Raw genomic sequence first — 13000 nt, forward strand, 5'->3', positions numbered from 1 at the left:
CGCACATGACTGCTACGGAGATCCTGGAGACGACCAACTCTGGCGTGCTCAAAGACCTCGAGCCCCGCGAGGTATTCCGATTTTTCGAGGTGATCACGAGCATCCCGCGAGGCTCAGGTAATGAGGAGCAGGTCGCCAACTGGATCGTGGATTTCGCGCGCTCCTGTGGGCTCGAGGCGATGAAGGATGACCTGCACTGCGTTCTCGTGCGTAAGCCCGGTCAGGGAGGCCTCGAGAACGCAGCGCCGCTGATCCTGCACGGCCACCTCGATATGGTCTGCGAGAAGGCAGAGGGCGTCGAGTTCGACTTCCTGAACCAACCGTTGAGCCTCGTGGTCGACGGCGAGTACATCTCGGCGACGGGAACGTCTCTGGGGGCGGACAACGGAATCGGAGTGTCCTACATTCTCGCGCTGCTGGAATCGAAGGACATCCCTCATCCGCCGCTGGAGGCAGTGCTCACAGCCATGGAGGAAAAGGGGAAGGTGGGGGCCGGACAGTTCGACGTCTCGCAACTCTCTGGGCGTCGCATGATCGACTTCAACTGGATCACCGACGCAGAGATCCTCGCGGGTTGCAGCGGGGACGTGACGTTCACGGTTGACGTCCCGGGCGAGTTCGAGTCAACACCGGATGCCTTGACCAGTGCGCGTTCGCTGGAGGTGCGCGGGCTCAATGGCGGTCACTGCGAATTCGACATCCAGCTGGAGCGCGCGAACGCCCTGCAGGTGCTGGCCCGCGCGATCCACAGGCTCGCGGGTGCGCACGAGGTGCGCATTGCCAATCCTCTCGGAGGCGCGCAAAATAGCGCTATCCCGGCCGATGCCTCCGCTGTTATCGTCTTCAACGACATGGACGCGGATTCGGTTGAGGCTCTGATCGCCGAGCTAGACATAGAACTCAAGAGTGAGTACCAGATTTCTGACCCCGCGATTCGGGTCGAGCTCAAGGATGCACGACGTCCCGATGTTGCGTTTTCGCGGGCTGCCGGGCTCCGGCTCATGTCCATCTTGCGCCTTATCCCCCAGGGGGTGATCAGTTGGAATCTGCACGTCCCCGGTCGCGTCGAGACGTCGAACAACGTCGGAACGGTGCGGCCGACTCCTGAGGGTGCACGTGTGATGTCGACGGTCACGTCGGCCCTCACCTCGCGCAAGCACGAGCTGATCGAACGCGTACAGGCGCTCGTGGCGCTCGCCGGTGGTGGTGTCGTGTGCGAGCTCTACGGCCTCGACGCTCCAGAATTCCCGTATCGTCCTCAATCTCAACTCCTGGCTACGGCATCCGAGGCCTACCGTGACGTGCTCGGCAAGGAGCCCAACGTCGAGGTGTCTCAGTGCTCGCTCGAGCTCGGCATGTTCAGCAGGCGAGTGCCGGTCACCGACATCATCTCGATCGGCACCGAACTTCAGGCCCTGCATTCCTCTGCGGAGCGGGTGAATCACAAGTCCGTGGAACGCGTCTGGCCGCTGATCAAGACGGTCGTGTCGCGGCTGGGATAGGCACGGGCGGTCCAGGGGCAACGAGGTTGCGGGCCATTCCCGCCTGTCACACAGAGAACGCGATTCTGCGACTCGAAGGTGATTTAGGGCGGCCGACCGGTTTGACCTCGACGACCGGGTTGTGAAGACGGAGGACCGTAGACGCATGTAGGTTATCCTTACCTAACAAGCTTCCACGTATCGTTCGAAAGTGTTCCGTGTTCCAAACCGTACCCGCTCCACGACTAAGGCTCCTCAGCGGCGCAGACGAGGACGTCGCCTTCGTCACTGACAGTGGAACTGTCAGCTATGCCCAGGTGGCCCAGCTGGCCGCTGCACGTCGACACGAGCTGGGCAGTGTCCGGCGACTGGTGATGCTGGAGGCGACCAACGCCGTCGAGTCGATCGTCACGTACCTTGCAGCGTTGGAAGGCGGACACCCCGTACTTCTAGTCCCGCCGGGTGACGACGAAGCATCGCGGACTCTTCGCGCGTCGCTCGCTGACCGGTTCAATCCTGATGTCCTTTTTGCCGGCAGCGGGGGTGACGCGGCTCTGCGGGAGATACGGCCCGGCTCCGCGCACAGCTTCGCTGATGACCTCGCTCTGCTGGTGAGCACGTCCGGGTCGACCGGGACGCCCAAGCTCGTGCGTTTATCGCGACAAAACGTGTTGAGCAACGCACACGCCATAGCGTCGTATCTGCGTCTTACCCCCGCTGACCGGGCAGTGACCACGCTCCCATTGCATTACTGTTACGGGCTCTCCGTATTGAACAGTCATCTCGTGGCGGGAGCGAGCGTTGTCCTCACTGAACGGTCGGTAGCCGACGCGGCGTTCTGGGACGAGGCCGCGACGCACCGGATCACCTCCATCGCTGGCGTCCCGTATACCTTCGAGCTTCTTGAGGCGGGCCAGTTCACTGATCGGTTGCCCGCGAGCATCCGCTACCTCACCCAAGCCGGTGGCCGCCTCGCCCCCGACGCGGTGCGCCGCTTTGCGCGCCTCGGGGAACGTCGCGGATTCCAATTCTTCGTTATGTACGGGCAGACAGAGGCAACCGCGCGCATGGCGTACGTCCCCGCGGAGTTCGCCTCCCATTCCGCTGGCGCAATCGGCCGCGCCATCCCAGGCGGTCGCCTACGCATCGATGCTGCGCCGGGAACGGATGTCGGCGAGCTGGTCTACCAGGGCCCCAACGTCATGCTCGGTTACGCAGAAACACCCGCAGACTTCGCCCTCGGGCGCACCGTTCACGAGCTTCGCACCGGCGATCTTGCCCGGCACCGCGACGACGGCATGTTCGAGGTCGTGGGCCGGCTGAACCGATTTGTGAAGCTGTACGGACTCCGGGTCGACCTCGATTCCGTTCAACGCCTCCTTACCCAGGAAGGATTCGAAGCTCGTACCGCGAGCACCGGAGAAGACGTGCTCGTATTCGTCCGCGCGGCCCGCTTCGTTGACCGCGCACGAACCCGCGCCGCTGCACTACTCGGCATTCCCGCTCACGCGATACGTGTCTACCCGATCAGTGAGTTTCCGCATACGGTCACTGGCAAGCCCGATTTTGCCGCGCTCGTGCGGTACGCCGAAATGATTGACGCTCAAAAGGCGTCGGTAGGGGTGAACGGGGGGCAGGGCGCAACCGCCGACATGATTCGTGACCTGTTCATCGTGTTTCTCGAGCGACCCGACGCCACGATCAACGACTCGTTCGCCGGGCTTGGTGGGGATTCGTTGAGCTACGTTGAGGTGACCCTGCGGCTGGAAGATTTGCTCGGGGCCCTGCCACGAAATTGGCCCAGCCAATCGGCTCAGACCCTCGCCTCCTTGGCCGAAGGATCTTCCCCACATGCTGATCGCACTGTTGCGGGCGAATGGGAGAAACGAACAGCGGCGACAGGCAGAGGATGGTGGGGCCGTTTTCCCCGAGTAGAGACTCCCGCCGTACTTCGCGCTGTGGCTATCGTGCTGATCGTTGCCACCCATGCTGATCTGATCACACTGAAGGGCGGCGCGCATCTGCTGCTCGCCGTCGCCGGGTACAACCTTGCCAGGTTCCAGCTTGCCAACGTGGCGGGGGCGACGCGCGTTCGCCGCCTGTTCACGAGCGCAGCCCAAATCGCGGTTCCGGCCGCGCTGTGGATCGGTGCCGTCGCGGTGTTCACCGGCAAGTACACCTGGACCACCACTTTGTTGGTCAACAACATTGTTCCCGGCGACGGTGGCTGGAACGAGCAATGGCAATTCTGGTTCCTCGAAGCCGCCGTCTGGACGATACTCGGCTTGGCGGCCATGTTCCTCATTCGCCCAATCGATCGTCTTGAGCGCCGACATCCATGGATGTTTTCCGTTGCTCTCTTTGTGGCAGCGGTCACGCTCCGGTTTGCGCTCGTGGGGATCGAAGCTGAAGGTGTTGAACGCTACGCCGTGATCACTGTGCTGTGGTCTCTCGTGCTCGGGTGGGTCATCGCCCGGGCCGACAGCCGGGGAAAGCGACTGGCAGTGTCCGTGGCGGCGATCGTCGCCACGGCCGGTTTCTTCGGGGATCCAGCGCGCGAAGCGGTTGTAGTGGGCGGAATACTGTTATTGATCTGGGTACAGCAGCTGCGAATACACCGGGCCCTCGTGCCGGCCGTGCGACTTCTGGCCAGCGCATCCCTGTTCATATACCTCACCCACTGGGTCGTCTACCCGGCTTGGGAGATCAGCGCTCCCTGGTTCGGGACGGTCTTGTCACTCGCCATTGGAGTTGCGGCGTGGTACCTGTATCGCTTGGGCGGCCGAGCGCTGAACCACTCTGTCCCCACTGGTATCAGGGGGCAGAAGTTTGCTTTGTCACGCCGCGACGAATCGCCACATGCAACCGACTGAAACGCCACCAGATACCGGTGCGGGACGACGCCACAACTACTGGCGGTGACACCAACCCTGGCGTCACGTCCCGCTGGGTGACGGCGTTTTTCAACACCGTGCGGGTCAGCGGTTCCAATTCGGGAGGCGCCGAAAGTGCGGTGCAAACGCTCGACTCGGCCGTTCGTCTGTGAGCGATGGGGGAGTGTCTTATCGACCTCGATGTTCAGGTCGCGACAGGTGTCGTGCGCAATGTCATTCGTAGGCTGAGCCGATATCGAAGACAACCGTGCGGTGGCGACGAAGCGAAGACAGTGATCAAAGACGCCGTAGCGCTGTCTCGCCGTTTAGCGAGGCCAGGCGCGCACCTGCGCACCCGGCTTCGCCAATTCCCTGACCCGAATCATGGACAATTGACCTGCGGGTCGATGCCGACGTGGAAGCATTCGTCGGCGTTTTTCGGCCACGCTCTCCGCTTTCGTCGCTCTAGAAAGGTCACCCAAGAATGAAGTACACCACCCTCGGACGCTCCGGGCTCGCCGTTTCCTCGCTCGCGTTGGGAACGATGACTTTTGGCGCCGAAACTGACGCCGAGCAGGCGCATGCTCAGCTGGATCAGTACACGGAGGCCGGCGGCACCATGCTGGAGACCGCCGATGTGTACAGCGGTGGACAGTCGGAGGAGATCGTTGGTGAATGGCTGCGCGGCCAAAGTGGTGTCGCGCGGGACCGGCTCGTGATTGCGGGCAAGGGGCGGTTTCCCGTCGGCGTGGACCCGCGCGATTCCGGCACGTCGCGCCGGCACCTGCGGCGCGCGCTCGACGGCACGTTGCGGCGGCTGGGCGTCGACCACATCGACCTTTATCAGGTGCATTCGTGGGACCCCATCACCCCGCTTGATGAGACCCTCGGGTTTCTTGAATTTGCGGTTCAGTCGGGCAAAATTAGTTACGCCGGCCTCTCAAACTTCCTTGGCTGGCAGATTGCTCAGGCAGCGTCGGCCGCTCGCGGTCGGTTCCCGCTCATCTCAATGCAGCCGCAATACAATCTGCTGGCGCGCGAGGTGGAGTGGGAAATCTTGCCTGCCTGCGAAGCCAACGGCCTAGGAGTGCTCCCGTGGTCGCCCCTCGGTGGCGGCTGGCTGGCTGGCAAGTACTCACAGCACCAGCGCCCCTCCGGCGCGACTCGCTTGGGCGAGGATCCCCAGCGCGGCGTCGAGGCCTACGACCTGCGCTCCGCCCAGGCGAGGACGTGGCGTGTACTCGAGGCGCTGCAAGGTCTGGCTGACGTTCACAGTCAGTCGATGTCGCGTATCGCACTGGCCTGGGTGAGCGCGCAACCGGCAGTCAGCTCGGTCATTCTCGGCGCACGCACCACCGAGCAGCTTGCCGACAACCTCGGCAGCGTCGACGTCGCGCTCACCGCAGTGGACCTTGCAAGGCTCAACACAGCAAGCGACCCGGAGCCCTCGGCGTGGCCGTACGGCGAATCGGGACGCGAGCAGCGCTCCCGCGTGCTCGACTAGGTGTAGAAGCCGGCAATCGGCCGGTTTGTTCAGTTGTCGGGCCACTGCGCTCCTCTTGCCGCAAGTACCACGGCCTTTCTTGGTTTACTCAGCCGTGTCATGGCCGTCCTCTTCGGCTGGAGAATCACCGGTGAGGACCTCACCCCAATGTGGATGGCCGGGATCGTCATCGCCGTAGGTGCAATCTCCGCCGCCATAATTTTCAGACCCGCACGGACCGCCGTGTTTTTAAAGGACTCACCGGGGAGGCTGTCAGTTGGGTGGTGAGCTCGCGGGCGAAGCAGGGGCAAGTTCTCAGGTGCCCGGGCCGCCCGGATCGGGCAATCGTTGATGACGTGCAGCCTGGCGGTGCCCGAGCATCCAGCCGGCACCGAATGCGAGCATCGCCAACCCGATAACGAACATCCGATGTCGAACAATTGCTGTCGATGCGCATCCCCACAGTGAGCATCGGGGGGCATTTATCTGGTGTCGACTCGCTCGTCGTAGACGAAGAAGCCGTGGGGCGCCTTGCTACCGAACACCTGATCAGCCTTGGTCACACCCAGATCGCCCATGTCGGGGGCGAGAACGAATCGCTCAACTGCTTCTCCGTCTCCCGAGCACGGCGCGACGGATACACCGCAGCAATGACAGCCGCCGGCCTCGAGCAACGCTCCGCCTGGTCAGTGGTCGGCGACTACACGATCAATGGCGCCTACGCAGAAGCCAAATCGCTCCTGGCAGATCTCTGCAACCGGCTCACCGGTATTGTCTGCGCCTCCGACGAAATGGCCGTTGGAACCATCGTCGCCGCACGCGATCTCGATATTTGCATTCCAGAGCAGGTCTCCGTCATTGGAGTCGATTGCCATCCGCTCGGCGAGGTCTTCGGGCTCACCACGATCGATCAATTCGCAAGCGAACAGGGCAAAAAAGCAGTCGGAACCCTCTTGGCACGTCTTGGCGAACACCCCGATCAAAACACCGCAACAGAGTCGACGACGATCAGCATGCCGATCAAAATAGTGGCACGTTCATCTACTGCTGCACCTGGATGCACCGGGCCATCAGGTCGGTGACACTCGCTTGAGGGGGGGTAGTTCCGATGCCCGAGTGGTGAGCTTCCGCGAGCATTTCGGACAGGGAGAATGAGTGGATTCTTCTGCCCAGCCAATGCTGGGCAGCCGAACACGCGCTGAAGTGTCCTGGCGGATCTCGGACCACTTACCGTTGTGGGCGGAGTCGCAACTGCCTCGGGAAGTCATTCCCTTTAATGCAGCCTGGGCGGTGCGGACAGGTAGACCCGTCTGGGCACCAACTCGTCGACCGTGTCGACGGGCGGTGCTCCTGGCCAGGCGGTCTGCCGAGTCGGCCGGTCGCGCTCCAGCCGCGTTCCCGATGCGGCCACCCAGCCGCGGAGGTGGCGGGCATCCGCGAAGCCACCCGAAGGGGCTGACCCGTGCTGGTCGGGCCAAGGGGCTGCCCAGGCCGCTCTTCGCCGCAAGGCCCACGTCGAGAGGCATTGACGTTGCCACGCGCGGGAAGCTGACAGGGTAAAACGGTGCGAGAGCATTTCGCATGAAATCCCCGCGCCCCTGCCGGACATGCCTCAGTATGAGAGTTGTGACCGACACCGACACCGAGCGCGAGAAGCGGATGCGCAACCTCGTCGTGCTCGTCGTCGACCCTGTGCGCCGCTACCTGCACCGCCGCACCGACGCAGCGACGGCCGATGACGTGATCGGCGACACCCTGCTGGTGTGCTGGCGCCGCCTCGACGAGGTGCCCGACGACGCCCTCCCTTGGGCGATCGTCGTCGCTCGACAGTGCCTCAGCAACGCCCGACGCGCCGAGCGTCGTCGCACCCGTCTCATCGGCCGCATCATCGCCATCGACCCGCCGCCGCCGGTTGCTGCGGACGAGAATGCCGCAGCATCCACTGTCGATGGCACCGCCGAGGCGGCCCGCGTGACCACAGCCCTGGCCGGCCTGCGTCGAAACGACGCCGAGATCCTGCGGCTGTGGGCGTGGGACGAGTTGAAGAGCCCGCAGATTGCCGTTGTGCTCGGCATCAGCGCGAACGCAGCGGCGATCCGCCTTCACCGTGCGAAGGCTCGGCTCAAACAGGAGCTACTGAAATCCGACGCCCCGACCGGACATGTAACTCACGACGAAGGGAGCGAAGATGCACGACGATGACCGTGCACTGCGCGATCAGCTGCGCGCCGCCGATCCGGCCCGTGCGCTGCCCCCTGCCTCGCCGACGTGGCTCGACCACAGAATGGAGCAGATCATGACCAATCAGTCCGCTACCACCACGACCCGCACCCCCGAGGCGCCGCGAGGCACCTTCCGGCGGTGGATGCCAATGGTCGGTGTCGCCGCCGGCCTTGCCATCGCCGCTGCAATCGTCGCGCCCCTCGTCCTCGGCGGCCCGGAACCCACCGTCGAGGCGCTGCAACCTCCCATGGGCGACGGCCTCGCGAGTGGCAGCTGCCTCGCGCTCGAGCCGGCGACCGTCGCAGCGCAGGAGCAGGCGTTCGCCGCGACGGTGCTGCCGACCCAAGGTGACACCGTGATGCTGGAGGTCACGGAGCGCTTCACCGGCGACGTCGCTGACCGCGTGGAGGTCGCGCAGGGCGACGCGATGACCTCCGACTCCTCGGGCGTGCTCTTCACGGTCGGCCAGAGCTACCTCATCAGTGCAGTCAATGGAACGATCACCGGCTGCGGCGTCACCGGGGCCGACAGTGCCGAGCTTCGCGCGGTCTACGACGCAGCGTTCCCCGGCTGATCGAGGCCCGCGAGAGCGGCTGGCGGGAACAGTGCGTGGAATCGTCCCATCTGGTCTCGGAACGCCACGGTGGTCAGGGCGACCGCTGTGGCGCTCCCCAGAAGCACCACGATGTCGGCGCCGTGCCCTGGCGGCTGGTCGTTTGGAGTTGTGACGCTGACACAGGATGACAACGGAGGCTATATCTTCCTTACCCTCGCCGGCAAGTGAGGCTTATCTGTCCCAAAATCGCCAGGCCGGCGCCGTCGTCGGACGCCAACGTGACGGTGTGCCGCGGTACAGCATCGGTCGCTGACTATCGCAGCGATGTCTCGCAAGTGTTCGGATGTTCGTCGTTGGTTCTGCTGGTCCCAGGGGATCAGTGGTTGAAAAGTTGGGTGTTGATCACGGCCAGCGATCAGCACCAGGTTCCAAATGAGAAGGAAAAAGTGGAGGGGTGTTTCCAGCGCTACTTCGAGGTTTGGCATCGCTCATCTGGTCAGTGAAAAGGTCAGAGCGCCACTCTGGCCGTGCTCCGCAGAACAAGTTGCACAGCCGTTTCAGCAGCAAGTATCGGAAGGGTTGCGAGCGGAACCGGTCACGTTCTTTGCGGGGACGCCGGTGCGCTTTGTGATGATGTGTCGGCCTTGAATGAGTGGCCAGCGCAGGTCAAGATTTCGTCACAAAAAAACCTGGGGCGTTTTTTTGTGAATTTTCATGACATTTCAGGACGAGGAAACGTCTTACTGATGACCGCGTGACACGCACACCCGACGATTCAGAGGAACACATCTTGTCGCAACGTAACACTCTCGTTCGAAGCTTGCATGACATCGGATTGGCTGCCTGGTTCGGCGGTTCGCTCATGGGTGCGGTCGGGCTTAACGGTGCAGCTGCAACGGTCAAGGATCCGAAAGAACGTATTCCGGTGGCTACGGCGGGTTGGAAACGCTGGGCTCCCGTGCAGTTGGCAGCATTTGTTGCACACGGTGTCGGCGGTGCGGGGCTAATTTTGGGCAACGAGGCCCGTCTCGCCGGTCAGCCGGAAGCGCGAGCGAATACCGCGGTGAAACTCGCCTTCACGTTCGTCGCCGTCAGCTCATCCGTCTATTCGGGCTTCCTCGGCGCCCAAATGGCCGCGCACGCGGGCCAGGGAGCCCAAGGCGTTACCGAGCCGTCGTCAGCTTCGTCGTCGGAACTGGCATCCGCGCAGGCGCAGCGGCAGCGTCCGGTTGCAAGCTGGATGAAGCGCACTTCACAAAGCCAACCGCCCCGCTCCAGCCGCCGTTTCGGATGATGGTCCGTACCTTTTTAACGAATAGAGCCGTGATGTTAGCTGACACCCGCAACACCAAGAAGTCGGTCGAGGTAGGGCCGGTCCAAATCGCTCACAACGATGGGGACGCAGCGTCGATTCACTATCAGGATCCGTGCGCGATGGACGATCTCGAGGTCCGCAATCTGTCCGATCATGAGTGGCGTGTCGGCGATCGGCGATGCCACGAGAGGTCGCCAGCGAAGGTGCTGGGGTACATTGAGAAACGTGGTCCTGTTTTTGAAGTCCTGAATATACGAGAGCCACGACTACTTCTCATATTCGATCGGTTTCAAGCCGCGGTCGCATCGTTTGCGGCACCCTTCCCGACATAAATTTTGTCCGCGGCATTGACGCCAATTCACCGATGCATTTGTTCGAGTCGAAATTCATGACCACGCCCTCAGTAGCTGCGCCAAACCGTGTCACTTGGCTGTTTGCATCCGTCTCGTCTTCTGCGGCGGAATGTCTCACTGAGGTCGGACCCGGCAGTGGGTTTGCCCGCCCTCACGTTGGTGACGGGGATCTGTGCGCCCGGCGGCGCGTCGGACACGGCGATTCCCAAAGCCGAAGAGAGCTCGAGCGGAACGTTTTGCGTCCAGAAGCTGTAGTAACTGTAACTATGCCGGAATTGACCGGCAGCGCCTCCCGCTGGTCGAGGGATGGTGTTATTCCGTCCGGCAGTCAGCCAACTGGCGTGCTGGCCGGTGACGTTGGAGCCGTAGGCTACGGCCGGGGTTTCCGTGGTCACGCCGGTGCTGCGGGTCACGGCCGCCGTGTTGCCCGTTGCTGGCTGTATCGACGTCGTGCCGGCCGTCCGAGCCTCCGTGTTACCGTCTCCTCGCGGTAGCTCGCCTGTCCCAGAGCTCCGTCTTCCCGGTCCATCTTTTCGGTCCGCGGACGTCCATTCGCCCTGAGAAGGCTAGCACCGACGTCACGAGTGGCCTACCGTGGTATCAGTTGCATGCCCCGGAGGCCAATTCATACCGACGAATGCCGACGGGCACCGCTATCGAGTAAGGAAGCTCACCGTGGGATACAACGTCGCACAGAAACTCATCGCATCGCACCTGGTCTCAGGGGAGATGGTGCCGGGGACCGAAATCGGCCTGCACATCGACCAGACCCTCACCCAGGACGCGACCGGGACCCTGGTCATGCTGGAGTTGGAGGCGTTGGGACTGGATCGCGCGCGCACGGAGGTTTCCGTGCAGTACGTCGACCACAACCTGTTGCAGGCCGACAGCAAGAATGCGGAGGACCACGACTTTCTCCGCTCCGCCTGCCAACGGTTCGGCCTGTGGTTTTCGAAGGCCGGCAATGGGGTGTCACACCCCACGCACATGCAGAGGTTCGGCATCCCCGGCAAGACCATGGTTGGCTCCGACAGCCACACCCCGGCCGCTGGCTCGCTGGGGATGCTGGCCATCGGCGTCGGCGGCACCGAGGTAGCCCTAGCCATAGCCGGTGAGCCTTTGTACATCAGGATGCCTGAAATTTGGGGCGTGAAGCTCACCGGACAACTGCCGCCGTGGACCAGCGCCAAAGACATCATCCTCGAACTGCTGCGCCGGCACGGCGTCAAGGGCGGCGTCAATCGGATCGTCGAGTACTACGGCCCCGGCCTCGCCGCCCTGACCGCGATGGATCGGCACGTGATCGCCAATATGGGCGCCGAACTGGGCGCGACCACCACCGTTTTCCCGGCCGATGATCAAGTGCGAACATTCCTGCGCGCCGAACAGCGCGAGCAGGATTTCACCGAACTGCTCGCGGACGAGGATGCGACCTACGACGTGACCGAGGAGATTGACCTGGCTGAGATCGTGCCGTTGATCGCGCTTCCCAGCTCGCCCGGCAACGTCGTGCCGGTACGCGAAGTGGCTGGGCGCCCGGTGGAACAGGTCGTGATCGGGTCCTCCGCGAATCCGGGCCTGCGTGATTTCGCGATCGTTGCCGCGATCACGAAGGGGCGGCAGGCGTTCCCCGGCCTGTCCCTCGACGTCAATCCCAGCTCCCGGCAGATTCTGCAAGACCTGACCATCATGGGGGCCACCCTGGATCTGATCGGGGCGGGCGCCCGGCTGCATCAGTCCGGCTGCATGGGCTGCATCGGCATGGGCCAAGCCCCCGCGAATGGCAGCATCAGCCTGCGCACGATGCCGCGCAACTTTCCCGGTCGCTCGGGCACCCAGGAAGACTCGGTCTACCTGTGTTCGCCGGAGACGGGAGCCGCCGCCGCGCTGACGGGACAGATCACCGATCCGCGGGACCTGCCCGGGCTCTTCGGCTTGGAATATCCCCAGATCACACTTCCGGCAGTGTCGAGCGTGAACCTGGCGATGCTCGAGAAACCTCTACCGCCGGAGGAATCCATCGGGGTACATCTGGTCAAGGGTGAAAACATCTCCTCGCTGCCGGTCTTCGGACCGCTCTCCGAGCACATCGAGGCACCCGTCGCCCTGATCGTGGGCGATGACATTTCGACGGATGAGATCCTGCCGGCGGGTGCGCGCGTGCTCCCTTTCCGCAGCAACGTCCCCAAGCTCGCCGAATTCACCTTCGACCAAGTCGACCCGACCTACCCGACTCGCGCCGCCCTAACCCGAGATACGACCGGCCATATGATCGTCGCCGGAGCCAATTATGGGCAGGGCTCCTCTCGAGAGCACGCCGCGATCACCCCGCGCTTCCTCGGACTGCGGGTGGTGCTGGCGGTCTCGTTCGCACGCATCCACTGGCAGAACCTGGCCAACTTCGGCGCGCTGGCGCTCCAGTTCGCGGATGCGGCCGATCACGATCGCATCTCGCAGGATGACGTGCTCGTGCTCGACGGGATCCGGGAGGCTCTCTCGAACGGAACGGAGATCCTCGTGCGCAATACAACCCGTGATGAGGTCTATCCCGTGCGCCACGAACTCTCGACCCGGCAGATCGAAATGCTCCTCGTCGGTGGCCTCATCCCCTGGCTGCGCAACCGGAGCGCGCGCGAAGCCGCCATTCCTGTGGAAACCAAATAGGCCCGCGCCGTTTCATTTTGCGGCGAAATTTCGTTCTGTGACGGTAACCGTC

8 protein-coding genes are annotated in these 13000 nt (G+C 63.3%); all 8 read left to right on the forward strand.

Annotated features, from left to right (window positions below; genetic code table 11):
* Positions 1–5 precede the first annotated feature (5 nt).
* The 8 genes from pepD to E3N85_RS03875 all read left to right on the forward strand — a co-directional run bounded on the left by pepD (position 6) and on the right by E3N85_RS03875 (position 12948).
* Entirely contained in the window at positions 6–1502 is a 1497-nt protein-coding gene (pepD, locus tag E3N85_RS03835) for a beta-Ala-His dipeptidase (RefSeq protein ID WP_134459568.1), read from the forward strand.
* Positions 1503–1699: 197 nt separating this feature from the next.
* Positions 1700–4354 (forward strand): AMP-binding protein, encoded by a 2655-nt coding sequence (locus tag E3N85_RS03840; RefSeq protein WP_134459570.1) that lies wholly within the window; start codon positions 1700–1702, stop codon positions 4352–4354.
* Between the two features lie 484 nt (positions 4355–4838).
* Entirely contained in the window at positions 4839–5858 is a 1020-nt protein-coding gene (locus E3N85_RS03845) for an aldo/keto reductase (RefSeq protein ID WP_134459572.1), read from the forward strand.
* A 428-nt stretch (positions 5859–6286) separates the two neighbouring features.
* On the forward strand, positions 6287–6919 hold the full coding sequence (locus E3N85_RS03850; RefSeq protein WP_134459574.1) for a LacI family DNA-binding transcriptional regulator: 633 nt from the start codon (positions 6287–6289) through the stop codon (positions 6917–6919).
* Positions 6920–7463: 544 nt separating this feature from the next.
* Positions 7464–8039: an RNA polymerase sigma factor gene (locus E3N85_RS03860; protein WP_198412048.1), complete on the forward strand. Its 576-nt coding sequence runs from the start codon at positions 7464–7466 to the stop codon at positions 8037–8039.
* A complete protein-coding gene (locus E3N85_RS03865) occupies positions 8026–8634 on the forward strand; it encodes a hypothetical protein (RefSeq protein WP_134459580.1) in 609 nt (202 codons plus the stop codon). Before E3N85_RS03860 ends, E3N85_RS03865 begins: the two co-directional genes overlap by 14 nt.
* Positions 8635–9406: 772 nt before the next feature.
* Positions 9407–9910, forward strand: coding sequence for a hypothetical protein (locus E3N85_RS03870; protein ID WP_134459582.1), 504 nt, complete (start codon positions 9407–9409; stop codon positions 9908–9910).
* Between the two features lie 1049 nt (positions 9911–10959).
* On the forward strand, positions 10960–12948 hold the full coding sequence (locus E3N85_RS03875; protein WP_134459584.1) for an aconitate hydratase: 1989 nt from the start codon (positions 10960–10962) through the stop codon (positions 12946–12948).
* The last annotated feature ends 52 nt before the right edge of the window (positions 12949–13000 follow it).

This window comes from Cryobacterium sp. Hz9 (genome assembly GCF_004402825.1).
GTDB classification, from domain to species: Bacteria; Actinomycetota; Actinomycetes; order Actinomycetales; family Microbacteriaceae; genus Cryobacterium; species Cryobacterium gelidum.